The following is a 24,896-nucleotide window of genomic DNA, read 5'->3' on the forward strand; positions in this document are numbered from 1 at the left end:
CCACAGTGCGATATCGACAGTTTACTGCCCTGGCATGTTAGCCTCTAGGTGTAGTTAGCCGTACGCTTACGGTAAATTTTGTGAGGCTCTGGTTGAGAAAAAATATCAAAAGCAGATCATTGATGGGAGTGTCGATTATGATCAAATGATATTTCAGTGTAAGTATGCATTGGGAAACAAATCAGAGAATTAGAATTCGGCATGCCGAATTTTCGATGAAAAGTGATCACACACCAGTTCTTAAGATAGCCTCCCGGTTTTCGGGAGGCGCGTACGTTGCCATACGACTATCCTCGAAGGTTGCATTAATACTAATGCTGGATTACAAACCTCCTGGGTCGAACCCAGATGTACCATAAGCCAGTGGCCACCCAGGTATGGGTCGTCTGTATAGCAGACGAATCTCGGTGTGTGATCACCAATTACTAAGCTAACAGCTTTTAAAAGTTATAGTTGTGAAAAACCCCTGCAAATTGATAGGGGTTTTCAAAAATTCGGCATGCCGAATTTTCTACCTTTTAATTATTTTGCAAAAAGCCTGGTTTTTAGGAGGGGTTTCTCCTTTTAGTATGCGACATTGATTCTTATTAACTTCGATATAAATATTGCCTTCATACGTTATAGTGTTGCCATATGATTTTAACTGATTAACATCTTGTTCTAATGAAAACTGTATTTCTCGCAATTCATTAATCTTCGATATTGTTGGTATATCTTTAATAAAGATGTACCAAACGATTGCTGCTACAAAAACTGAAAATAGGGCAAATAAACCGTATAGTTTCAATACAGAAGTTCTAACAGCTTGTCTGTATTGTGAAGCAGCTTCTTTAGCTGCTTTGTTGGCTTCTTGAAGATCTTGTGTGACATCATTGACTATATCTTTAGTCATTTGGTTAGTTGCAGCAACTACTTCTTGTTTTAGTTTCTTGTGAATTTGAGTAGATGTATGCTCAAGTAATGCAGAAGTTTTAGTTATATCAACTAAAAGCTTTTGTAAATCTTCTTCATTTTTTTCACTAACATCTAGTAGTGCATTTACACCATCAAATAATAAATCATATTGCTCTTCTGTCCTCACAGCCCAAGTCCTCTATCGTAACTTCTATCTCTTTTTCTGGCCTGTTCGATTTGAATCTCTTTTTTGAGATTCAACTCCATTATCGATTTTTCCTGTTCTTTTGTTTTGTCGATAAATTGTTTTGCAGTAAGCCTTAAGTCAAGAATGTTTGAATACTCAAGGTATCTCACTTCTTTTTCGCTAAGTAATACGAGCAATCCCCCTGTTGTTGTGGATTTTTTCTTTGCTCCACTACCTTGGTGACTTGTTATTAATTTTAAGTAAGCCTGGCTTTGTGATAGAAGGATCTTAGGGTGCTCTAACATGGCTTCGTCAGATATTTCATCTACCAAAGATTCTAATGTATGCACACTATCTATATCTTCAAATGCATCTAAATATGGGACAATTTTATTAACACATTTACTATCAAATGGATTCGTCTCCGCATACCAATGTATACCTCTTGATATAGGTAAAAATTCTTTTTTATGCTCGAGGATTTTTACTAATCTGGCTTGCTTTTGCTTCTCTTTTTTTAGGCTTCCGGCTCTATTTTTAAATTCAATTAATTTAACAACACCTTGAAATTGTAACAGTGCATCTGCAAGTCTTTCATCCTCTGGGGTTTGTTGTAAAAGGTTAACAACCGATAGCATTCGCTTCCCCTTGGACTTCACCCCTATACTGTAGCCAAGCGTATACAGGAAGTTCCCGATAACAACATTTTCGTAAAGCTTCAATTTTGTTCCTAATAAAACTGTATATCAATAAGTTACATTGTGGCTGTTTACCTAAATATCAACCTTTTTTAGCCGTGACAAAAAGTTTTATAATTCGGCATGCCGAATTTTACCTTCCAAGATAGGTAACCGTTATCTGTTCCCTCTCATGTCCTAGTTCCTTGGATATGGTGTATCTTGCCTGCTGGTCTGCTTCTTTAGCTTCGGGGGTTAACTGGCGGCTCGTTGGGCCTCCAGCTTTCGGGGCTAGCCAGCCGGTAAGCTGGTAATAGCGCTCCTGTGCATACGCATGGCGAAGGCCATGGTTATTGTCTAACCCAGCTTTTTGACACTGATGACGATATATATTTTCACCCTGCTTATAGCTTTTGTCTGAAGGGATCATGCTTCCCCTTCCTGCTAGCCGTTTGGCTTTTTCAAGCACGGCTATTTGGGTCTCTCTCATTGAATGTTCTCGAGATAGATGGACAACTCGCTCCTTGCCGCCTTTTGTTCCCGCTTTAAATTGAATATACGTAGAACCGGAGCTTGTTTTTCTGATGGCTTGCTCGGGACGAAATTTCAGTGCTTCTTCTTTTCTAAGCCCAAAAGCCCGTTGCAGTTCTAGAACGACTTTTATGCGTTCATCGGTAACCAGGTTCAGCTTTGCCTGATCAAGGTCTTTTGCCTTGTTGTTGGCGTTGTTTGAGTATGTGCGGTTGGCGATGTTGAGGTCTCTGGTGTCGGTAGAGTTGCTTTGTTGTATATTGTGCTTGGGGATAATGCTTGGCTTGCCTATTTTACCAGCCCACCATCTGAGTATGGCCATGCGGTTTTTAATCGTGCCTGGAGTTAGTTTTTCTTCTTGCCATCGAGAAACCAGGGCACTGATATGCTTCTCTTTCAAACCTCTGGCGCCGAGGTTTCTAAATCCCAGCTCGTGAAGCTGGTTTGCCGTCATTTGTAATATACGGCTGCGATTGCTTTGTGTCTGAAATGACCCGTCGCGATTGTGTTTCGTCAGATCTTTCAGCTGATAATTTAATTTTTTCATGACTGCTTCCAATACGATTAATAGTTAAAGCTGTCAGGTGTTGATGGTCATATCAGAATAAATCGATTGGTAAATGTTAATGCCTCGCTCTGGTGCTCCCAGATGCGATCAGACAAGGCTGAAATGNGCATTGATATGACAACTCGACATGGCGAGCTCAGAAGCGTTTCCTGTTGGAACAGCGCGTCCTTCTGATGGAGAATGTCAACGAACCTGATTGAATGCTGCGGTGAAACCGCTATATATNCCGCGCTTAATACGTATTGAAGGCAGCTGAGCAGCGCCTGTTTTGTTTGGTGCCCTGCAAAAAGGAGGGCTGAATTACTCTCGCATCATAAGCAATAATTCGCTCGAAATCCACCCCTCCTTTTTGCACGAAGCCGCGAGGCCTTGCGCCTCTTGGCTTCGTACGAGCTTCTTCGAACTCGTCACTTGCAGGTCTTCGACCTTAAAGTGACGAGTTCGGGAGGCATCGAGAAAAGCCAAAGCAGGGGAGTGTGATTGCAGTTTTGAGAAAAACTGCCGGCGAGCTGATGTGCATATGCAATCAGCTATTGTCTATGGACACAGGAAATCCACTAATAATTATTGCTGCGCATGCGAGTCAACTCTTCTACAACTAGCTGATTTGATAGCTCAAAAAAATCAAATAGTGCGTAAAGGGGTGACAATAGAGGATGGATTATTTCTGGTAAATTACTTCCGATAATTTGGGAATCGACATGTGTATTTAAAGTAATTGTATCTTGGCGAGAAACTCGCCCATCCCATATATGCCTTCTGTTATCTATACTTGTAAGTTCTCTACCAGATAGCCCTCCATAAGTGGCAACAAATTTTATTGTGGTAGGGCCTTCAAATAAATTTTCTGCTAGCCGCTGCGCATGTAAGAGAGTTTCTCCAACTCTCCATATCGGAAGAGATACATCAAAAGCCGATCCTGGGGCTATGTTAATAGAGCCGAAGGGTTGATTTCCCCCCCCATCTTCCTGGTAGCCCCTAAGTAAGAAGGCAAGTCCATCAGGATGAATGCGCCAAAAATCAGAGTGAGCGGCATCGCGATTTAATACGGGTACTTGGGTATCACCACCGAGCCAACATTCTACAGAGCCATCAATTAGATAAGGAGTAATGCCTTCGCGAGTTGGATACCAAAAAGGAGGCCAACCTGAATGCCTTACCACGCTATCGCTAAGTATTTGCGGGAATTGGGTTGGTGCAATGTTTTTACGTTCCCCTATGATTTCGTAAGAAAAATTATAGTAACCATGAACAAGCTTAGGTCCAGCTTGTTCCGGTATATCGCAAGTTAGGTTTCTCCAACGCTCAAAGCAGTCTTGAGTCCAATTGTCTAAGCGATTTGACTCGGAAACCTGTTCCTGTTGAGGTACGGCTCCGGTAATGAGATCTCTGATTTGATCGAACATCTCATCTCTACGATTACGCAAACATCTCGCTAGAAGGTTATCCCAATCTTGTGCCGTTTGAGGTGTTTCACTCCTGGGACCTGGCTTGCGAAGATAAATTGCATTGTTTTGAACAATATTTCCATGAGGTCCTGCTCTACGAGCCCTTACAGGAGATCGATGTCCTCCAGGAACAACAACAATAGGAAATATATCTTCTTGTGGGTTACTAACAAAATGTACGGCACAATGGAAAGGGGGATCACAGTAGTTTTGCACGATACCGTTGATCAAATCTTGATTATACCTATCAAGTGTAGAAGGGCGATCTTCGGCTTCAACAATACCAGTTTCTGTTTCTACTAGTCCTAATGCAACAAATCCGCCTCCATGATTAGCTAGAGCTAATACTGCTTTAGCGAAGGTTGCTTTATCTTCATTGTTATCTTGGAGGTCTAACCAGTTTTTAACTTCGAAGTCTAAATCTTCTCGAGGGTCTACTAATAAGTCTGAAAGCCGCTCTCGTGTTATTGATCCTGTCATTTTATTTCAGCCATATTTCTAAGTTAAGAGTACTTAAAGCTTTAAATAAGCTAACTTGGCTGATGAATTTTGTACAGTTTACTATTTGCTGTTTAAATTCTGGTCATCATTTTTGATCATTATGGGGAAGGGCTACCGACTAGCTAAGGCGGTGATAAACTTTAGAGTAACAGCCCCACACCCGTCACTAGAGCCGTTAATATCGTCACTTTAATGATTATATCTATCCACTTCATACGATTATGGGTTGCTTCACTGTACATGCCAATTATTGCAGTAACAGCAAAGACTATGACTGAAGTGGATAATAACCAGGTTATATAGGCTGGCACAACTCCAGCCTCTATTCCTGCGGTTTCATAGAAAATGTTCATATACCGGCTCGTTAATAGTCGTCGTACAGGCCTGTTTCGTATTTCTCAGCGTTGAGCTCCTCTTTGCTCATGACCTTACCTGATACATTGTATAGGCCAATTCCGTCAGAGAATTTCTGGTGTTCCTCTCCTTCCTTGGGAGCATCCCCAAGAGAAAGGATTTTTTCGGTTGTAGCAGCAAGAACCTATATTGCTTTGCGAAGACGTTCTTTCATTTTTCCTCCTATTTAGCTGCACCTTTCGAAGCTACCTGTTTCGTTTTTCCTGCAGCCCATTTCCCACCGTTCTTTACGCTGTTAGCGCCTTGCTGACCGCTACTCCCTGCGGATGAGTTCACGCGCTGCTTTGCTGAAGCCATTTCACCTCCGGCCATTCCTACCCAGCCCATTGCTGCGGTAAATAACATAGGGCCATATAGAAAGAAAAAGCCAGCTAGATACTGGGAGAGCATAGCCTGGTTTATACCCATACTACCGAAGATTGCCCCTCCTGTCGCATCAAGGATTGTATCGTCAACTATCCTCCCAAGTTCCCATAAAAATGGCCAAAACATAATTGAAGCAGTAACAGAAATAAATGTGGCCACGTGTTTTACCTTAAATGCTCCAAATAACATGGCAGGCACATAAGCCGTTAATATCACCAAAAGAATTAATGGCTTAACCATGGGAGCCATCAATTGGATCATGCTGTTACCGATAGTATTCGGTATCGCATTAAGTGTTACGCCAATGGTTCCTATCATCCGAGCGGTGTAGTCGGCTAAGTTTGTATCTCCCTTATCAAGGCCATAATCATTCGCAGCGTTATAATCTGAAATATCTTTAGGGGAGAAAAACACCTTTTTCACAATGGCGTCTCGACGGTCAATCGATGATTCTTCTTCCTCTTTGCTGTCAAACCAGGACGTCACATATTCGTAAAAGCTACTTTCGTCCTCTCGAACCCAACCAGGCGTTGCTCTGTATAGTTTCTTACGTAAACCGTATTCCGAGTCGCTGCTTATGCCCAGCCACCATTCTTTACATGTGGGGTAGCCAAAACCAGCGGGCAGGTTTGTGCTCTCTGCCAATTTATTCTTCGTGTTAGAAAACCCGTAATAGGCTGTATGCGCATAGAATCCATTACCGTCAGCATTGTCGTAGTAGCCTTCTGTTTCTATGAAAAAAGGATGTCCTGGCCACATATGTATCTCTTCAGGTAAAACACCTTCACCCGGATAAATGCCCTCTCTACGTGCTTTTGCACGTGCTGGCCAGTAGCACCACTTATAGAACTCATTGACATGATCGCGTAAGTAACCTGAAATTTTCGTTTGAGATATCTCCGATTCAATAAGGTTGATATCGGTCGAGCAGGGCAGTCGACTTACTGCTTCATTTTTGAAAGCTTGAGATAGTGCGAGAGTTACATAGATCAGTGGCGGGACTTTTATCTTCTCACCTTCCATTACAAGGTCAAGTTTGCCACCAAGAACCCTAGTTGGCCTGTTCGCAGCTTGCTCATAGCTAGAGTTTATTGCTTGAGAAACACGGGTTCTGGGGTCTTCACATTGCCTGGGAAACGTTTTTACATCTGACACTTTGAAGGTTGCCCAGGGAAGAACTGCAATCGCCCAAACTGCGATTATTAACAGTAAGTCGGAAACAACCGAATTGAATAGTTTATCGCTATAGCCTTGTTCCAACAGGGCTTTGGCTCTGGAAAAGAAAAGGGCAATCAGTGGAATGGTGATCAACCCTGATTGCACTAACAGATCCCATAGAATGGCCATTATTTTCAGACCTAGGGCTATACCCCATGCATCCAGGAGGCTGTCGAAGACCATGGGGCACTACTGCCAAAGGATAAAAATAATATGGATAGATACGATGAGTATTACGGGCAGATGGCTATGTTTGGCAAGCTTACGAATAGCGTCGTCAGTCCAGCTGGTTTTAACTTTGTTCTTGGCAAACCAAAAAACAAAATCTTGCCAGTAGAAGAGGATGGTACCGGATACGAGCAGACCAATGACCAGCAAGCCATTCCAATTTCCGACACTTTGAAGCATCCGTAGTGTATTTTCAGCATCGGAATTTAGAAATATGTTGGCAACAAACAGTCCGGTGTAAAGAAGTAACCAGGGCGCTATAAGAAACGCTAAAAGATAAAAGGAATATTTTAAAAATTTGTTCATCACACACTCCGCGAAAAAGCAGAGCTCGTAACGACTCACGGGCTCTGCTTGGATTTCCATTGCTTTATAGCTCTACAAAGTGTCGGGGCTGACGTCTCAAACCCTTTGTATTGCTGTAACCATATAACGACCTCTTTTTGGCTTGCGCCGTGTTTATCTAAAAGCTCAAGGATCTCATCCTTGAACTTCTCAATCGGTCGTTGCTTCTTGGTGGCAATGGAAGAACGAATAGCATTTAACTGCTCTTTCAAATCTTCCATTACCTAAATCCTCGCAAAGTGCGTGCTGTAGGCAGCTAAAAGCGCCTGTTTTGTGACTAGTTTTGTAAAAACCCGAGACAAAGGTATACCACTTAAAAATAAATTTCAATAAATTTTTCATTAAAAATTTCATTTTTAATTTCACTTTGCGAGTAAACTTAACGATACCTTCTAGTGAAATAATTTTCTTAGAAAAGGTGGGGGGAGTTTTCAGGGGTTTTAATTCGGCATGCCGAATTTTCTAACGCATCTAACTATGGATTTGTGATTTTCCGGCAAAGCCGGAACGGCCTACCGTGGTGGACAATGCTATGGATAACATGGGACGGCACGCCGCCCCTAAATGTAACCCACAACATTGACCACACTAACGGCCTAAATCACAAGCTCCACAGCTTTAATAAATAAGTTATATAGATCTTTAGTTAATATAGTTACGCTAGCATTTGCGTTACAAGATTCGAAGGTTAGATGGTTATTGAGTTAGAGCGAAGTTTTTGATCTAAAAGTACGAAGTAGTGAATTTAAAAGTACGATAGTAAATGATCAGAAGTACGATATTATTCACAATTAAAAGTACGACATAGCTAACAGGAAACCAACAGAGTGTTAAGTGCCGCTTTGATTGATTGTCGTCTTTAGTTGCGAGATACTAAAGTAGCACAGAGGTAGCACCGACCAATGTAGATTAGTAGTTAATAACGTGGGAAAGTAGGAAAAATGGTGGCCCCACCTGGACTCGAACCAGGGACCTAACGATTATGAGTCGTGCGCTCTAACCAACTGAGCTATAGGGCCATTTTGTATTGTAAGTGCTCATTAAATTCATCCATGAAGCAATATCCTGTCGGCGTCCAGCCTCCACCTCATCAAGCTGCGAAGCGCTGCTTCGGTCTTGATTCGCCCAACTGAGCTATAGGGCCATTTTNATTGTAAGTGCTCATTAAATTCATCCATGAAGCAATATCCTGTCGGCGTCCTGCCTCCACCTCATCAAGCTGCGAAGCGCTGCTTCGGTCTTGATTCGCCCAACTGAGCTATAGGGCCATTTTNGTTTTTGCGCGTTATATTCGTCCATGAAGCTTGGTTCCGGTCTCGGATTCAACACTCAGGGTCGCTGCGCTAATATCCCTTCGCTTCCTCGACGTAAACTTTCCTTGAAAGTTTACCCAACTGAGCTATAGGGCCATTTGCTGTAGTGATTTAAAGGTAAATCACTGAAAGCGCAGGCAGTATAAAAATTTTTAACAGGCTTGTCACTAATAAAACGTGAAAAAGTCGGGACTAATGGATTGATCGCTCAATATTAAACCAATGTTGTAGCGGTTAGGGTGATGGGCTGTGCAAATCATTAAAATGGTGAGGTAAGTACTGGTCTGGTTTTGCAGTGTAAAAACAGAGTTACTTAGAATTCGGGTTGAATTTTTGCTGTAAACACAAGATGTGCAAGCAGTGGCATTCAGTGGAGGTAGGGATAAGATAAAAGAAACCGGCAATTGGCCGGCCTCTTTTAGGAGAACGAATTAGGTTATTGGTGCATGCCTAGTTTTTTCTCTAGGTAGTGGATATTCGTACCACCGTTTTGGAAGTTCTCGTCTGACAAGATCTTCTTGTGAAGCGGGGTATTGGTTTTAATCCCGTCAATTACTAGCTCATTTAGTGCGTTTTTAGCACGAGCGATCGCAACATCACGGTTCTCACCATAAGTGATTAACTTACCGATCATCGAGTCGTAATGTGGCGGTACTGTGTAATCAGCGTAAATATGGCTGTCCCAACGGATCCCAAGGCCACCTGCTGGGTGGAAGCGTGTAATTTTACCCGGTGAAGGGATAAAGCTCTCTGGGTCTTCTGCGTTAATACGGCACTCGATTGCGTGACCACGGATCACCACGTCTTCTTGTGTGATAGAAAGCGGTTGACCAGCAGCAATCTTAAGTTGCTCTTTGATTAAGTCTACGCCAGTGACCATTTCTGTGACTGGGTGCTCAACCTGAATACGAGTGTTCATTTCAATGAAGTAGAACTCGCCGTTTTCGTATAAGAATTCAAACGTACCTGCACCGCGATAACCAATCTCGATACATGCACGAGTACAGCGATCACCAATGTATTTACGCATTTCTGCTGTGATCCCTGGTGCAGGTGCTTCTTCCACTACTTTTTGGTGACGACGCTGCATTGAACAGTCGCGCTCACCTAGGTGGATTGCATTGCCTTGACCGTCAGCGAGTACTTGTACTTCGATGTGGCGTGGGTTTTCTAGGAATTTTTCCATGTAAACCATACCATTACCGAAGAACTGCTTCGCTTCTTGTTGTGTTAAGGCGATAGAGTTTGCGAGTTCTTTTTCGTTGCGAACGACACGCATACCACGACCACCGCCGCCGCCAGCCGCTTTGATGATAACTGGGTAGCCGATACGCTTAGCGATCTGCGTATTGCGGTCGTTGTCATCAGTCAATGGACCATCAGAACCTGGCACGCAAGGTACGCCTGCTTTTCTCATCGCTTCAATTGCTGATACTTTATCACCCATTAGGCGAATAGTGTCGCCTTTTGGACCGATAAAGATAAAGCCACTTTGCTCAACTTGGTCTGCAAAGTCAGCATTTTCAGAAAGGAAACCGTAACCTGGGTGAATAGCAACGGCGTCTGTGACTTCTGCCGCCGCGATAATACGAGGAATATCAAGGTAGCTTTCGCTTGCCGCAGGTTTTCCGATACAAATGGTTTCATCTGCAAGAAGAACGTGTTTTAGGTCGCGATCAGCTGTTGAGTGCACAGCAACCGTCTTAATACCTAGCTCCTTGCAGGCACGCAATACGCGAAGTGCAATTTCACCTCGGTTTGCAATGACTACTTTATCTAACATAACGTTGACCTTCTGCGTAATTATTCGATGATGAATAGCGGTTGGTCGAATTCTACTGGCTCACCGTTTTCAACTAGGATTGCTTTCACTACACCAGCTTTGTCTGATTCGATCTGGTTCATCATCTTCATGGCTTCAACGATACAAAGTGTGTCGCCAACATTTACTTTTGAACCTACTTCAACGTATGCCGCTGCTGTTGGAGAAGAAGCTGTGTAGAAAGTACCAACCATAGGAGACTTAACTTGGTGACCCGCAGGTGTGCTGCTTTCTGCTGGTGCTGCTTCTACTGCTGCAGGAGCCGCCGCTGGTGCTGCTGGTGCAGGCGCCGCTGGAGCTGCCATGTATTGTTGAGNNNNACTGGTGCACTGCTGTGGCGATTGATACGTACTGACTCTTCACCCTCAGTGATTTCTAGCTCTGCAATACCTGATTCTTCTACTAGCTCGATAAGTTTTTTGATCTTGCGAATATCCATACAATGACCCGCCTGTTAGTTAATTTGAGTTATTTTGTTTTCGCAATTGCGCTAACGCTGCATCAAATGCAGCACGATAGCCCAACGCGCCTAATCCACATATCACGCCTTCCGCCACATCAGAAAAATAAGACTTGTGACGAAATGGCTCTCTGGCGTACACATTGGTGATGTGTACTTCATAAAAAGGGGTGTCCACACTGAGTAAAGCGTCTCGAAGGGCAATGCTCGTATGGGTAAATGCGGCGGGATTAATGATAATCGCATCGCATTGTTCATATTGAGCGTGAATAGCCTCGATTAGCTGCGCTTCACTATTACTTTGAATGTGTGACAAGCTGACTTGCTGTGCTTCTGCATATTCAGTTAATGCGTCAACAATTTCGTTGAGAGTCTGCGTGCCGTACTTGTGCGGCTCACGGCGACCTAGCATATTCAAATTAGGGCCGTTTACTAATAAAATCTTTAATTTTGCAGACATATTACGCGAACTTCCTTTAACTAAAGCATTAGCCAAAAATTTAGACTGTATGGCTTGTTAACTTAAGCCGAATTCCAGCAAATAGCAAATATTTCTCCATTTCGTGGAGTATTATAGAGAGTTCGAGGTAAATAGCAGCAAAATACTGGTCTAATCAGAAGGGGAGAGGGGCAAACAAGCTTGCCCCTAAAATGATTACTTTGCGGCCTGCTTGGCCTTTTCTAGGTGGGCAGCAAAGTCCTTTGCGTCTAAGAAGCCTGTGATGCGGTGTGCTGGCATCTCATTACCTTGGCTATCAAAGATTAAAATAGTCGGCAAACCAAACACCGTAAATGCTTCCATGATCTCTTGGGTGTTGTCATTGGCTTTGGTCAAGTCGAGCTTTAATAGCTCATAATCTTTAAACTGTGCTTGTACTTCAGGTTTCGGGAAAGTGTATTTCTCAAATTCTTTACACGCAACACACCACTCTGCGTATAAATCAACGATAGGCACTTTGCCTTTAGCATTGGCCTCAGCAACGGCGACTTTAAGCGCGGCTAAGTCAGGTAGTGGCTTAAACTTCTGCTCTCCGGTAACGGTCTCGGTTTGAGTTGATGCTGTACTTACAACAGCTGTAGGTACTGGAAACAAGCTTGTTTTTAATGCGTATAAGCCAACAATAAACAGGGTGATCGCAAAGCCCCACAATGTGGTTTTACCTTTGCCTGCCTGTAATTGGCTTTGCCAATAATGCAAGTAGAGTGCTGTCGCTACGGCGAGGCCACCGGCAAGTGAGATAATCACTGTCGCATCAAGTATGCGCTCTAAAAGGATAAGCGGTACAAAGAGCATCACAAAACCAAATAGCGTTTTGACCTGATCCATCCAGCCACCTGCTTTTGGCAGTAATTTTCCACCTGAGGTACCTAGCAGTAATAGCGGTAGGCCCATGCCCAAGCTCAGTGCATATAGCGTTACCGCGCCCACCACATAATCACCACTTTGCGCGACAAATAATAGCGCGCCAGAAAGTGGAGCCGTGGTGCAGGGCGATGCAATAAGTCCAGATAGCACACCCATAATGAATACGCCCCAGTAATTGCCGCCTTTTTGCTTGTTACTGAGCTGAGTGAGTTTATCCATCATGCCGCTAGGTAAACGAATTTCGTAAACCCCAAACATAGATAGCGCGAGTGCGACGAACAATATACTAAAGCTGATAAGTACCGCGGGATGCTGCAAGTAGCCTTGAATTTGGCCACCGAAATACGCAACGACTAACCCAAGCGCCGCGTAAGTGACCGCCATACCTTGCACATAAACAAAAGACAAACTGAAGGCTTTTTTAGTCGAAAGACCTTGTTGACCGGCGATGAGGCTCGACAAAATAGGGAACATCGGGAATACACAAGGAGTAAAGGCAAGGCCAATACCAAGGCCAAAAAACGTCAAAATATTCGCAACTAAGCTGCGCTGCATTAGCTGCTCAGTGAAAGACAAATTATCGTTATCTACAGGCGCGATGTCGCTTTGAGCTTCTGCTGTTGTCTCAGCTGCTTTTGTTTCAGGAGCTTTGGTTGACGTGGTCTTTGGCTTTTCTCCCGCAATCGTGCTTAACGGCACTTCTACAATTTCTGGCGGATAGCAAAGTCCAGCTTCGGCGCAGCCTTGATAGCGTATTTTTACGATTGCGCCTTGCTCGATATTACTGAGCTTAGAGATAACAGATAAGTTACTAAAGTAGACTTCTGTGCGACCAAAAAACTCATCTTCAATCATCTTGCCTTTTTCAAGCTCTGGCACTTGGATGTCGGCTTGTTTGGCGATAATTTGAAGATTCTTCTTATATAAGTAATAGCCGTCAGCGATGTCCCAACCCACAAACAAGGTGTTGCCTTGCTGGTCAAAATCGAACTTGAATGCTTCTGTTACTGGTAAAAAAGTCTGTTGTTTAGGAGCCAGTAAGCTGTCTAGCACCGCATTGTTTGCTTGCGCGGGAAACCACATCAGCAATGAGAAAAGAACTACTAAGAGTCGCATTACAATAATACCTCGTCCATCCATTTGAAATAAGCTAAGTTGCCGCTAGTGACGTCCACGACTTGAGTTTCTGGGACATCATAACTGTGTAAGTCGCGAATAGCGGCCATCACTTGCTCTAGTTTTTCGGATTTTGTCTTGATTAACAGCTTGGTTTCTTGTGCATGTTCAACCTGACCTTCCCAAACATAAATAGATTCCACTGCTGGGATTAGGTTCACACAAGCTGCAAGTTTTTGCGTTACAAGTTGCGTTGCAATCTTACGCGCTTCTGCAACTGAATCGCATGTAGATAAGACGAGTTTATATCTTACGCCCATTGCCATTTCCATTTTAGGGTTAGTAATGGCATCTTAGCGGATAGCTCCTCTTTTCTAAAGCGTCTTACTTGTATCGCTTGAATTAAGACCTTTGCACCCATATTTATCTTTCGTAGATTTGGAGAAAGTATGTTTAGATTCTTATTTATTTTGTTTATCGCTATTCCGATTATTGAAATTGCTTTGCTGATCCAAGTCAGCGAGGTGATAGGCGGTTTTGCTACCATTGCGCTTGTAATTGGTACCGCCATTTTAGGGGCAAGACTGGTTAAACAGCAGGGTCTTGGCGCGTATGTCAACGTACAGCAACAGATGTCTCGTGGGCAATTGCCTGCACAAGATTTATTTACCGGTTTGTGTGTGATCATTGCCGGTGTGCTATTGATGACGCCCGGGATCATGACCGATGTATTAGGCTTTTTACTGTTAACCCCGGCCGTTAGAAAAAAGCTGGCGCAGTCGCTTTTAGCCCATGCTACTGTAAGAGTGCAAACAGGCATGCATTCAGGTCAGTCACCGTTTGCGAATCAATCACGCGACGAGCGTCCAGAGCCGCAGGAAGAAATTAGAGATCCATTTAAAAATCAATCGGGTAGAAATTCTTCAACAACGATTGAAGGTGAATACGAAAGAAAAGACTAAATTTTTTTGGTTTTTTCTCTTGGGTTTTAATTTGCCCATCCCCATAAATGAAAGCAATTAAAATTGCGTGTGTTAACCACAACCTGTGGATGTAACACCGCCTTAAAAAAGTATTATTTCTGTCATTGTTCAGAAACTGTTAGGAGAACTATATAAATGAACATTCGTCCTTTACATGATCGCGTCATTGTTAAGCGTCTTGAAGAAGAAACAAAGTCAGCTGGCGGCATTGTGTTAACTGGTTCTGCAGCTGAAAAGTCTTCACGTGGTGAAGTGGTTGCAGTAGGCAACGGCCGCGTGTTGGACAATGGTGAAACTAAATCACTACAAGTAAAAGCTGGCGACACAGTGTTGTTCGGCTCTTACATCGAAAAAACTGAAAAGATCGAAGGTCAAGAGTACCTGATCATGCGCGAAGATAACATCTTAGGCATCGTAGAATAATTAATACTTTTTAGTTTAATCGACAACAGAATTTAAGAGGAATTTATAACATGGCAGCTAAAGAAGTTCGTTTTGCAGGTGACGCTCGTACAAAAATGCTAAAAGGCGTAAACGTACTAGCAGACGCAGTAAAAGTAACACTAGGTCCTAAAGGCCGTAACGTTGTTTTAGAAAAGTCATTCGGTGCACCAACTATCACTAAAGACGGTGTATCTGTTGCGAAAGAGATCGAGCTTGAAGATAAGTTCGAGAACATGGGCGCACAAATGGTTAAAGAAGTTGCGTCTAAAGCTAATGACGCAGCGGGTGACGGTACTACAACTGCAACTGTTCTTGCGCAAGCTATCGTGAACGAAGGTCTTAAGTCAGTTGCTGCGGGTATGAACCCAATGGACCTTAAGCGTGGTATCGACAAAGCCGTTATCGCTGCTGTTGAAGAATTAAAAACACTTTCAGTACCTTGTTCAGACGCAAAAGCGATTGCACAAGTTGGTACGATTTCAGCTAACTCTGACAAAGAGATTGGTGACATCATTGCTGAAGCAATGGAAAAAGTAGGTCGCGAGTCTGGTGTTATCACTGTAGAAGAAGGTCAATCACTACAGAACGAACTAGATGTAGTTGAAGGTATGCAGTTTGACCGTGGTTACCTTTCTCCGTACTTCATCAACAACGCTGAAAAAGGCCAAGTTGAGCTAGATAACCCACATATTCTTCTAGTAGACAAGAAGATCTCTAACATTCGTGAACTTCTACCTACACTAGAAGCAGTTGCTAAAACAAGCAAGCCGCTACTAATCATTGCTGAAGACCTTGAAGGTGAAGCGCTGGCAACTCTGGTTGTAAACAACATGCGTGGTATCGTGAAAGTGGCAGCGGTTAAAGCGCCTGGCTTTGGTGACCGTCGTAAAGCAATGCTACAAGATATCGCGACACTAACTGGTGGTACGGTTATCTCTGAAGAAATTGGCCTTGAGCTTGAGAAAGCTACGGTTGAAGACTTAGGTACAGCTAAGCGCGTAGTTATCACTAAAGATGATACAACTATCATCGACGGTGCTGGCGAGCAAGAAGCAATCGATGGTCGCGTATCTCAGATCAAAGCACAAATCGAAGAAGCAACTTCTGACTACGACAAAGAGAAACTACAAGAGCGCATGGCAAAACTTGCTGGCGGTGTTGCAGTAATCAAAGTTGGCGCAGCAACTGAAGTTGAAATGAAAGAGAAGAAAGACCGCGTAGAAGATGCACTACACGCAACTCGCGCAGCGGTTGAAGAAGGTGTAGTACCTGGTGGTGGTGTTGCGCTAGTTCGCGTTGCGAGCAAGCTTGAATCGCTAACTGGTGACAACGAAGACCAAAACCTCGGTATTAAAGTGGCACTTCGTGCGATGGAAGCACCACTTCGTCAAATCGTTTCAAACGCAGGTGACGAAGCATCAGTTGTGGTTAACGCAGTTAAAGCTGGCGAAGGTAACTACGGTTACAACGCTGCAACTGGCGAATACAGCGACATGATCGAAATGGGTATCCTAGACCCAACTAAAGTAACGCGTTCTGCACTTCAGTTCGCAGCATCAGTTGCTGGTCTAATGATCACCACTGAAGCGATGGTTGCTGAAATTCCGAAAGAAGAAGCTGCTGCTCCAGATATGGGCGGCATGGGCGGAATGGGTGGCATGGGCGGCATGATGTAATCAGCCTCCTATGATTTCATAGAAGCCCATAATGTTTCAAAAACCCCGTAAAGCATTGTTTTACGGGGTTTTTCTTTATCTGTAACTGTTCAGCTTGTTTCACAATAGTTCACGAAGTTTCAATTTTTTTGGGGTATAAAGTGGGGGATCGCCATTTGCGTAAAGTTATTTTTTAGTATTAAATGAGGTGAATACCCCACATTTGATACCCCTAAAAGGATTACATTATGAGTTTAACCGCCCTCGAAGTGAAAACTATTTCGTGTCCTGCTGATAAAAAACAAATCAAGAAGTTTGATGGTAATGGTTTGTTTTTATTGATAAAAAGCAATGGGTCTAAATTATGGAGAATGCGCTTTAAGTTATCAGGAACATATAAAGAACTGGCTTTAGGTCAATACCCCACGATACCCCTCGTTGAAGCAAGAAAACTGGCAGAGGAAGCAAGGGTTTCTCTGATTCAGGGGATCAACCCTATTGAAGACAGAACTGATTCCCTGCTGATAAAGCTGCTATAAAACACTTCAATGATAAATTTTGAACCGAATTAGCAGTATTGATTGAAACAGATAAACAAGTGCTCAACTCGTATGAAGCATGTTCAGAAAGGCTTATAGGTCTTTATAACCAGCTTGATCATAGTGGGCTTGCTGGCACTAAAATATTAGCGTTGTTAGGTAAGCTAAAAGAGGGTGATACTCAGACGTACACCGAGATTAAAGAGCTATTACTTAATGAGCCTAACGAACTTCAAAAGCTCTTACTATCAGCCAAAAAAGCGGATTCAATCAATCCCCAATCACACATATACAGAGAAATTACGCTCACGTTAATTGATATTGATCCCAGCTTTGGAGATAAAATCAGAGCATTTGAGGACAAGTACTCATCAAATAAATCATTAGAAACCAGTTACCTTTTATCGCTTTCGGGTAGCAATATCGAGAGAGTGTGAGATTCACTGATATCGCGCGGTGACGAAAACGAAATCATAGCGATTGATATGTGAGTGAATCCACCACTCAGAGAAATTTCACTTGATGGTGAGTACGCTATTGAGTCTAACTTTCCACTTGCTGATTTACTCAAGCCTGAGCAGGAATATCAAAAGGCCTATAAAGACACTATGCCGAAAATAAGAGCCGCAGGGTTTCTCAAGACTCAGGCAGTCCAAGAGCATATTGAAGATCTCATGTTGCATAGCCCAGACCTAGCACAGATAAAGTCGGCATTGAAAAGGTGCTATCAAATTGATGTTTCGTTTGTTGAGAGTATGGATGACCTTAAGCCAAGTAATCTTGATAACTTCATGATGAAATTTCAAAGCACACTCGATGCAGCGATGGAGAAATACAAAACGTGACTCGATGTTGCTATCCAAGCAAATCGCGAGAAAGTAAAAGAACAAGACAAGCACAAAAAAGCAATACTTCGCTTCGTTCATTGAATTGGCTTTGATTTAATAGATCAGCATTTTACTAACTTACTAATCCAAGAAATCAAAAGTAACTCGTTTGACATACATGGCCTACATTTAGACCCTAATCGCCTTGATATAGCCAATGGCATGTTTGGTGAAAGCCCAAGCGAAGCTGACGGAACAAGGTGGAAGCAAAACCTCATCAAATTTTACAACAAAATGATTACTTGAAACCCTGATGAGCCTTTATCTGTCGCGGCACATATTTCTATGTGATGAAAAGTTGAGGACAGAACTCAAATGCAGTACTTGCTAAAAAGCCACGGTTTGTTCACTGAAAGTGGGAGCTTTAACAAGGATAAGGCGAGGGGGAATTTGGCGAGTTCGAATAATATCTAGTTTTCAAAGTAAATTCCTAAATAGTGACATTCTTGTTGCTGCCTATTTTTTTTCTTTTTAAGCTTTAATTGTAAGAAATATATTATTGTGGCTACCAAATGGTAGGTATCACAGTACTTTTATTAAGCGAAAACGAGAAGGTTAAAAATATGGAGTTTATCTTAGGGTTGATAATGGAACACATGAAGTGGGTACTTTCAGGTATTGGAGTTCCAATAATTACTTACATCTTTTTTAAGAAGTATTCGGCCCAAAATATTGTCGTGAAAATAGAACAAAATGGCAATGATTCTATTGTGAATGATACAAGAAATAATTTTGGTAAAACTAATGATGTTGTATGTGTTTCAGGTGCTTCATACCAAATGAAAGTTGGAAAAAAACACAAATGGTTACGTGAGAGTGTTTTAAAGTTGACGTTAAGACAAATGACACGTTTTTATGGCCTTGATGAAGTGAGTAAACTGGAAAACTATGAAAATGGCAAAGTTGAGCTACCAATTGGCATGATCGAGAAATTAGAATGCTTTTTTTTCATCAACTCTGATGTGATTGACGGCGATAAACCCTATATTTTCAAATCGTTTCATTTGTCTCAGCCATCTATTCACGATCTGTTTGAGCAAGGATTTTTACCTAAAATTGCTTGCTGCCCCTATGATAGGGGAGATTTACTTTGTTTTGTGGTTATGTATAAAGAAGAGGACGGCTTCACACGAATTATTTCATCCGATTTAGTTGGTTCATTTAAGTCTTCTGGTAGAGGGCGCATGAATATCCAATATTTAATAGAAGAGCTAATAGCGAGAAATATACCTGACTATGAGGTTTCGGTTCTTACAGCAACAACTGAGGATTGGAAGAGACTACAAACCAATTGCTATTACGATACAGATCTTTTTCATAGGCTCGGAGCAGTTGATCAAGAGTGTATGAATATTTTTAGCCAATGGTATGATGAAACGTTAAAGGTTCGGAATTTAAATAATCATAAGATGTGGTGACTCATATTTGATATTACAGCGCTAATGAATGGCTTCACTCAATTAGACTGGTAGCTACAAGCAGAAGCATGCGTCAGGAAATAACAAGTTTCTTTATTTTAGTATCTGAATTACCATTAGTATTAATGCTATTAAGTGACATCTTATTTGTTTAACACCCTATATTACAAGGTAGAAACAGTTACCCGTTTCAAAAAGGACTGGATATGAATGACCCTATCTTACTAGCTACAAAATTAAATGAATTGGTTCAGTTGGCTTCAGAGGCTTCAACAGGGTTTGAACAAGCTGCTATTTATTCAGCTTGTTCGAGCATCTGGAAAGAATTTGAATAGTCAGGAGAACAATTTGATGGATATATAATGGAAAAAGTTCTTGGTGTTTGCTATCACATCAAAGCAGCAGTTGGATATGATGTTACTAATGGTCATAATAAATCTAGTCATATTTCATGGGCTTACGGAGAATTAATGACTTTAGATAATCTACTAGAAGAAAGGTCCAGAAACGTATAGTGACATGTAAAAAATGAATGGTAAGGGATTGATAAATATCTATTTTTTTCAGATAGCTAACGCCAAATCTACTTATTGTATTGAAGCCACACCTAAAAATAGAGTTTTGTATGGAAGAGCTTAAGAAGTTAGGCGAATTAACTAAAATGGATGAAAAGCATGAGCTGATGGGCATGGTTTGTGGTTCTGTTCCAAGCTTGGAAAAAATGCATAGCTACCTTTCGAAGGAAGTCCTCAATGGAGAAGTTCCAGATGAAATAAAGAGTCAGTTTAATGTTGCTAAAAATATGGCTCTCTATTCTTATTTCTTTTATGCATTAGCCCCAGAGGTTCATCTTAAAACATACTCTGTGATTGAGCATGCATTAAGAATTAAGACAAATCCTAAAAGACTTATGATGCTCAAAGCTCTTATGAAGCATGCATTAGCTCAAGGGTGGGTTTCTGATATAGGGTTTCGTCATATCAAAAACCCAAGTGTTGATAATGAATGGAGTAAATCAATGATTGATGTTATTCCGAGCTTGAGAAACTCGAAAGCACACGGCTCAAAACTGTTAGTTGGCGACTGTTTACATCATATTTCATGTTGTGCTGACTATATAAACCAACTATTCCCTCAAAAGACAATGAAACGACTTAATCAGCATTGTTCGTAAAACTCTATTATCTAGAATTGATAGCTTACCTCGAAGGGTAAAGTTTGATGAGTTTGACAGATTAACATAAAGCTCAGTAATTATATCGGTTGACCCTGCGAGTCAATAACCGATTTTCCTACGTGCCTTGTAAAATAACGGTTCTTTGACACCTTGCGTCATACCGATGTTTCATAATCACTTTATTAATTAATTTCTTGAATTATGAGAAATACAGTGAGTGAGTTACAAGGTTACTTTTGCCCATTTGGTTCTTTAGATATTCGTGCTATTTGTAAAATTGGCGATGACCTTGATATGCATGAGGGAGAGCTATTTGAAATTATTGATGATTTTCGTGAAAGTATTGGATCTGAAAGTTGGGATAACATTGACCCTGTTTACTGCGTTCTTGACTATGTGCTGCAAGAAGCCAGAAACAAAGTATCTGAGGTAACTTGATATGATTTTACGAATGATTTTTCAGGAGGCTGAACAGAAATATATGTGTATGGTAACTTCATGTGCAGTAGCTTTGATTACTCTGAGGCTGTGATTGAAGAGCTTACAAGTAACATCGCATGATATACTGCTGAATTAATGGATGATAAATTTTGCAAGTATGTTTTCGATGAGCTAAATATTTCAGGGGCATAGCCCCTAAATTTTTATGATTTATTTTACACCCTTTTTAAGTAATCTATCATATGCAAATAACTGAATTACTAAATTGATTTAAGAAGTACTTCCTCGTGGCGAGATGAAATAAGGCCAAAAGCTATACAAGCGTGCTGAGCACCATTAACTTACTTACCGAATACAGAGGTGCTGAATCACTCAGAGACTATACGAGAGATATGTTGGAAGACTTTCTCACAGAAACAAGCAAGCTAAGATGCTGGTCTTCAAAAACATACAGAAATCACTGGCAAAACTTAAAGTCATTTTTTGTTCGGTGTGAAGCGGTAGGGTACGTTAAATCTAATCCTGTAGTAAACGTATCAAGGCCAAAGCTCGACAAACCTTTGCCAAGATTTGTTTCGGAAAAAGATATCAAAACTATCATCTACGAAACAGAATACTACCCTTGGAGATATTCACTAGAAAGGTCGCGTAACAGCGCGATAATCTTTACCTTGTTACTTTCCTGAATCAGGCTTCAAGAAATGCTAAACCTCACCACTTGAGATGTCGATTTTTGAGAAAAGGAGATCTTGGTTAGAAAATGAAAGTGAAATAAAGATCGAATTATTCCAATAAACCAAAAGCTCCTTCCTCGCCTCAAGCAATACCATGATCATAGGAATAAAAAACTCAAACCCTCGCAACGGTTCTTTACGAGCGTGAGATCAGGCAAACAACTCACTCAAAAGAACATCGCCACTATTTGCCAAAAGATCAGATGCGCAGCCTGAGTATATTTCTCACCGCATATGCTGAGACACACATTTGCTCGTATGGCGATCGATGCACAGGTGAACTTGTTTGCGATTAAAGAGGTTATGTGACACGCAGATATTAGTACGACACAGAGGTATTTATCTATTTCAAAAGAGACTCTGAAAAGACAAATATCTAATGTTAACTTTTTTATTTGACATTAAAACAATTATCAATAAGATGCTTTGGCCTTATGGTTGTTGGGTGGAAATTCAACAATTACAAATTTTATTAAAATTTGCGTAAATTAAGTTATAAGGTAGAGAATAAACGACAGTTTATTATCCCCTTATTTAAGCCAAAAAACATCTAAGCTATAAGGGCTAAAACGCTCTTATAGTTCTATCGCGGAGTGGAGAAGTGGTATCTCGTCGGGCTCATAAGTGGAACCCCCTCGAAAACCATTTTATAATCTGTGATAAAATTAGCGATTTGTAGCTTAAAGATACGTAAAAATTAATATGAATTTGTAATCGATGATAGTAAGGTAAAGCCTGAAAGTCATCGTTTTTTTATATTTTAAATTATTTTTATGCTTCAAATAGAAGAATTGCACAACAAGTTTTGTAGATATTGAGAAATATTTAATTGATATTCAATCAGGACAATTCAAGCGTTCAAACATAACTTGTCACTCGTTATTCGTTACAAGTCAATAGAAACAATTCATGAGCTAGATAAAGCTTACATCGAGTCCTTTATCATTCATGCAAAGATTGATAGAAATCGGTCTCCTAAAACCATAAAAAATTGCCTGTGTTATCTCACTTTGTTTTTGAAGCGGTGTGTTAACGAAGGTTACATTGATGACAACCCAGCTCACAAGATTGCTCGTCCAAAAGTGCCTAGAAGAGAACTAAGAGGCTTATCAGCAGAGGATGCTACTAGTCTTATTGAACACGCAAAAAATTTACCTACTGTCTATTCATTTTACAGAGAAAGATGAGTAGCAATTATTGCTGTTTTTCTATATACATGAATCCGCTTTAATGAGCTGAGACATATAAAACTCTCGGATATGGACATTGAAAATAGAGTTTTGCATATCAAAAACTGAAAGTGAAGTAAGGACAGGCTTATTCCTATGCCATGAGCTTTAATCGATACTCTTTCAAGTTACATAGCTCAAAGAAAGCGACTCAATAAAAAGTGTATTTACTTTTTTACTTCGAGTAAGTATGACACGCAATTAAGCTATCATGTACTCAGGCGTTATATATCTACGCTCAGAGAATACAGCGGTATATATTTTTATGCTCATAAACTTCGTCGTACCTTTGCCACGCTTATGCTCGAAGGTGGGTGTGATTTGTACGCGTTAGCTAAAATGATGTGACATAGTGATATAAGTACGACTGAAAGGTACTTGAGCGCAACCGTATATCATTTGCAGAGACAGGTGAATAAACACCCGTTGAATTTTTAGCCGACCCATACATTTGTAAACGTACGAGAGTTGCATAACTAATTAAACCGTCAAGCTGAAAAATCAACCAAGAAGAAAACTATATAATGCTGTAATTTCTATTTTTTCTGTGTAATAGTAATAAATGAGCTTCAAGATTAAGCTCAGGGTAATAACTATTATTTCAAGAACTTTACAATCAAAAGGAGTTTTAATATGAAAAGATCTTTACGGATAAATACCTTTTTACTTGGATTTTTCTCATTGTCAGCTTTTTCAGTTTCTGCAAATCCTGAAGTTGAATCTAGAATTCAGAATGCTATCTCTGAATATACAGCACAACAATCTGTGAAAAGTGTAGATTATCCTTATCGTTGCAGAGAACTCGAGTCTACAGCTTACGAGTCAGTTAACCCAAATGAAATTGAAATTGTAGATAGATTTACAGTGTCTCATGAGTGCCGTTACAAGCTTCAATCATACCATGTGGTAAGAAACGACTCTGGGGCTAAATATTATGTTTACCTTACCGACTCAAATGGCACAATAATTAGAACTGGACGCTACGGTGTATCGTCTTATCCAAGTGCTGGAGATTATTTTTGGGTTGTTGAAAACAAAGGTGGCGGGGATGGGAGTGGGCGATTCAAATCAGAAACTCGTCACTTTAGATAAAATTAATAGCTAATGTAGAATAACGCCAGATCGCTGGCGTTATTTTCATAATTTACACTTTTTTATCCACTAAATTACTGCCACGACTTTTCAAAAATTCAATGGCTTCTAGTTGTAAACTTTCAAGATTAGATTGTGTAAAAATAGTCTCTATAGCTTGCTTAGACTGATTTGCGTATATCGGAGAATAACTGTAGGTCTTATTGTCCTGCTTGGATAGTTTTTCAGCTTGTTCAGTATAGTCATTTATATACTGCTCTATATCAAGCTTTGCTGTAGGATCCAATTGCCCAGTGGTCATACGTACCTCAAGAGACACTCTAAAATGACTTAGTCCTTCAATTGAACTATCATCCTTTCCATCTGTTTCACTGGATAGGTGAGTAATATCTGCGATTAAGCTCGTAAACTCTTGGGGGGAGATGTTATTGATATCAAACTCTTCTACTGCAAGTAAGGCATTAAAATCACCTTGTTTGGGCTTTATTTCCTTAATCGGTGTATCTAATCCATTTGATGCTAATTCATCGCTTTTAGAGTGCCGATTAACAGTTGTTTGCCTACTATTCAGCTCTGTGCCTTGTGAGTGAAATGAATGGGGCTCTGTGCCGCTATGTATTTTCATAAATATTCCCTATTTAACAGTTGATACCTACTTACCATGTCGGCCTCAAATATCAAAAGTTTAACATAAATTAACGAATTTTCTCTGAAGCTAATTTAATTACTTGAATTAAGTGAAGATAAAAATTGCCTGACTATCAACACTGTTACTGTAACTCCACCCAATTTAGTACAGCTATTTCGTAGAATTCTATGCAGCCTCAAGATAACCAATTGGTG

The 24,896-nt window shown here is 41.0% G+C and carries 27 protein-coding genes, 1 tRNA gene and 1 pseudogene; 14 read left to right on the forward strand and 15 right to left on the reverse strand.

The window, feature by feature from the left end:
- Positions 1-511: 511 nt before the first annotated feature.
- The 14 genes and pseudogenes from CKO50_RS12150 to cutA form a co-directional block, all read right to left on the reverse strand.
- Positions 512-1,081, reverse strand: coding sequence for a hypothetical protein (locus CKO50_RS12150; protein WP_095728367.1), 570 nt, complete (start codon positions 1,079-1,081; stop codon positions 512-514).
- Positions 1,078-1,803 carry a hypothetical protein gene (locus CKO50_RS12155; RefSeq protein WP_095728368.1) on the reverse strand — a complete coding sequence of 242 codons (726 nt, stop codon included), beginning with the start codon at positions 1,801-1,803 and terminating at the stop codon, positions 1,078-1,080. Before CKO50_RS12155 ends, CKO50_RS12150 begins: the two co-directional genes overlap by 4 nt.
- Before the next feature lie 109 nt (positions 1,804-1,912).
- On the reverse strand, positions 1,913-2,836 hold the full coding sequence (locus CKO50_RS12160) for a phage integrase N-terminal domain-containing protein (protein WP_095728369.1): 924 nt from the start codon (positions 2,834-2,836) through the stop codon (positions 1,913-1,915).
- A gap of 578 nt (positions 2,837-3,414) precedes the next feature.
- A complete protein-coding gene (locus CKO50_RS12165) occupies positions 3,415-4,785 on the reverse strand; it encodes a helix-turn-helix domain-containing protein (protein WP_095728370.1) in 1,371 nt (456 codons plus the stop codon).
- A gap of 161 nt (positions 4,786-4,946) precedes the next feature.
- Positions 4,947-5,159, reverse strand: coding sequence for a hypothetical protein (locus tag CKO50_RS12170; protein WP_095728371.1), 213 nt, complete (start codon positions 5,157-5,159; stop codon positions 4,947-4,949).
- 223 nt (positions 5,160-5,382) lie between these two features.
- Positions 5,383-6,987, reverse strand: coding sequence for a conjugal transfer protein TraG N-terminal domain-containing protein (locus tag CKO50_RS12175; RefSeq protein ID WP_095728372.1), 1,605 nt, complete (start codon positions 6,985-6,987; stop codon positions 5,383-5,385).
- 6 nt (positions 6,988-6,993) lie between these two features.
- Complete coding sequence (locus CKO50_RS12180; protein ID WP_141240139.1) at positions 6,994-7,338, reverse strand: hypothetical protein; 345 nt, start codon at positions 7,336-7,338, stop codon at positions 6,994-6,996.
- Between the two features lie 35 nt (positions 7,339-7,373).
- Entirely contained in the window at positions 7,374-7,598 is a 225-nt protein-coding gene (locus CKO50_RS12185; RefSeq protein ID WP_095728374.1) for a hypothetical protein, read from the reverse strand.
- 721 nt (positions 7,599-8,319) lie between these two features.
- A tRNA-Ile gene (locus CKO50_RS12190) sits at positions 8,320-8,396 on the reverse strand.
- 730 nt (positions 8,397-9,126) lie between these two features.
- Positions 9,127-10,473, reverse strand: a complete 1,347-nt coding sequence (accC, locus tag CKO50_RS12195; protein ID WP_045987969.1) for an acetyl-CoA carboxylase biotin carboxylase subunit — start codon at positions 10,471-10,473, stop codon at positions 9,127-9,129.
- 20 nt (positions 10,474-10,493) lie between these two features.
- Positions 10,494-10,951 (reverse strand): annotated as a pseudogene (gene accB, locus CKO50_RS12200) (acetyl-CoA carboxylase biotin carboxyl carrier protein).
- Positions 10,952-10,970: 19 nt separating this feature from the next.
- Positions 10,971-11,432: a type II 3-dehydroquinate dehydratase gene (aroQ, locus tag CKO50_RS12205; protein WP_095728375.1), complete on the reverse strand. Its 462-nt coding sequence runs from the start codon at positions 11,430-11,432 to the stop codon at positions 10,971-10,973.
- Between the two features lie 195 nt (positions 11,433-11,627).
- Positions 11,628-13,454, reverse strand: a complete 1,827-nt coding sequence (locus CKO50_RS12210) for a protein-disulfide reductase DsbD (protein WP_095728376.1) — start codon at positions 13,452-13,454, stop codon at positions 11,628-11,630.
- On the reverse strand, positions 13,454-13,774 hold the full coding sequence (cutA, locus tag CKO50_RS12215; protein ID WP_095728377.1) for a divalent-cation tolerance protein CutA: 321 nt from the start codon (positions 13,772-13,774) through the stop codon (positions 13,454-13,456). The genes CKO50_RS12210 and cutA overlap by 1 nt, the downstream gene beginning before the upstream one ends.
- A gap of 129 nt (positions 13,775-13,903) precedes the next feature.
- Here cutA and CKO50_RS12220 point away from each other — a divergent pair, with 129 nt between their 5' ends.
- The 14 genes from CKO50_RS12220 to CKO50_RS12270 all read left to right on the forward strand — a co-directional run bounded on the left by CKO50_RS12220 (position 13,904) and on the right by CKO50_RS12270 (position 24,053).
- The gene (locus CKO50_RS12220; protein ID WP_095728378.1) at positions 13,904-14,416 is read left to right on the forward strand and encodes an FxsA family protein; all 513 of its coding nucleotides are present in this window, start codon (positions 13,904-13,906) and stop codon (positions 14,414-14,416) included.
- Between the two features lie 156 nt (positions 14,417-14,572).
- Positions 14,573-14,860 carry a co-chaperone GroES gene (locus CKO50_RS12225; protein ID WP_095728379.1) on the forward strand — a complete coding sequence of 96 codons (288 nt, stop codon included), beginning with the start codon at positions 14,573-14,575 and terminating at the stop codon, positions 14,858-14,860.
- A 50-nt stretch (positions 14,861-14,910) separates the two neighbouring features.
- Positions 14,911-16,557 carry a chaperonin GroEL gene (groL, locus tag CKO50_RS12230; RefSeq protein WP_095728380.1) on the forward strand — a complete coding sequence of 549 codons (1,647 nt, stop codon included), beginning with the start codon at positions 14,911-14,913 and terminating at the stop codon, positions 16,555-16,557.
- Positions 16,558-16,784: 227 nt separating this feature from the next.
- Positions 16,785-17,075, forward strand: coding sequence for an Arm DNA-binding domain-containing protein (locus CKO50_RS12235; protein ID WP_095728381.1), 291 nt, complete (start codon positions 16,785-16,787; stop codon positions 17,073-17,075).
- A gap of 59 nt (positions 17,076-17,134) precedes the next feature.
- Positions 17,135-17,512, forward strand: coding sequence for a hypothetical protein (locus CKO50_RS12240; RefSeq protein ID WP_141240140.1), 378 nt, complete (start codon positions 17,135-17,137; stop codon positions 17,510-17,512).
- Between the two features lie 54 nt (positions 17,513-17,566).
- Complete coding sequence (locus tag CKO50_RS12245) at positions 17,567-17,920, forward strand: hypothetical protein (RefSeq protein WP_095728383.1); 354 nt, start codon at positions 17,567-17,569, stop codon at positions 17,918-17,920.
- A 554-nt stretch (positions 17,921-18,474) separates the two neighbouring features.
- Positions 18,475-19,380 carry a hypothetical protein gene (locus CKO50_RS12250; RefSeq protein WP_095728384.1) on the forward strand — a complete coding sequence of 302 codons (906 nt, stop codon included), beginning with the start codon at positions 18,475-18,477 and terminating at the stop codon, positions 19,378-19,380.
- Positions 19,381-19,586: 206 nt separating this feature from the next.
- Positions 19,587-19,715 (forward strand): hypothetical protein, encoded by a 129-nt coding sequence (locus CKO50_RS24645; protein WP_255229675.1) that lies wholly within the window; start codon positions 19,587-19,589, stop codon positions 19,713-19,715.
- Positions 19,716-19,742: 27 nt separating this feature from the next.
- Positions 19,743-19,895 carry a hypothetical protein gene (locus CKO50_RS23980; protein ID WP_176474653.1) on the forward strand — a complete coding sequence of 51 codons (153 nt, stop codon included), beginning with the start codon at positions 19,743-19,745 and terminating at the stop codon, positions 19,893-19,895.
- A 110-nt stretch (positions 19,896-20,005) separates the two neighbouring features.
- Positions 20,006-20,554, forward strand: a complete 549-nt coding sequence (locus CKO50_RS12255; RefSeq protein WP_095728385.1) for a hypothetical protein — start codon at positions 20,006-20,008, stop codon at positions 20,552-20,554.
- Positions 20,555-20,770: 216 nt separating this feature from the next.
- Positions 20,771-20,995, forward strand: a complete 225-nt coding sequence (locus tag CKO50_RS12260) for a hypothetical protein (protein WP_095728386.1) — start codon at positions 20,771-20,773, stop codon at positions 20,993-20,995.
- Positions 20,996-22,571: 1,576 nt separating this feature from the next.
- A complete protein-coding gene (locus tag CKO50_RS25130; RefSeq protein WP_141240141.1) occupies positions 22,572-22,919 on the forward strand; it encodes a phage integrase SAM-like domain-containing protein in 348 nt (115 codons plus the stop codon).
- Between the two features lie 174 nt (positions 22,920-23,093).
- Complete coding sequence (locus CKO50_RS25135; RefSeq protein WP_368665263.1) at positions 23,094-23,309, forward strand: tyrosine-type recombinase/integrase; 216 nt, start codon at positions 23,094-23,096, stop codon at positions 23,307-23,309.
- 285 nt (positions 23,310-23,594) lie between these two features.
- The gene (locus tag CKO50_RS12270) at positions 23,595-24,053 is read left to right on the forward strand and encodes a hypothetical protein (RefSeq protein ID WP_095728387.1); all 459 of its coding nucleotides are present in this window, start codon (positions 23,595-23,597) and stop codon (positions 24,051-24,053) included.
- A gap of 52 nt (positions 24,054-24,105) precedes the next feature.
- Here the strand turns inward: CKO50_RS12270 and CKO50_RS12275 are convergent, their stop codons facing one another.
- Positions 24,106-24,678 (reverse strand): hypothetical protein, encoded by a 573-nt coding sequence (locus CKO50_RS12275; RefSeq protein ID WP_095728388.1) that lies wholly within the window; start codon positions 24,676-24,678, stop codon positions 24,106-24,108.
- Between the last annotated feature and the right edge of the window lie 218 nt (positions 24,679-24,896).

It is taken from the genome of Pseudoalteromonas sp. HM-SA03 (genome assembly GCF_002289345.1).
Taxonomy (GTDB): Bacteria; Pseudomonadota; Gammaproteobacteria; order Enterobacterales; family Alteromonadaceae; genus Pseudoalteromonas.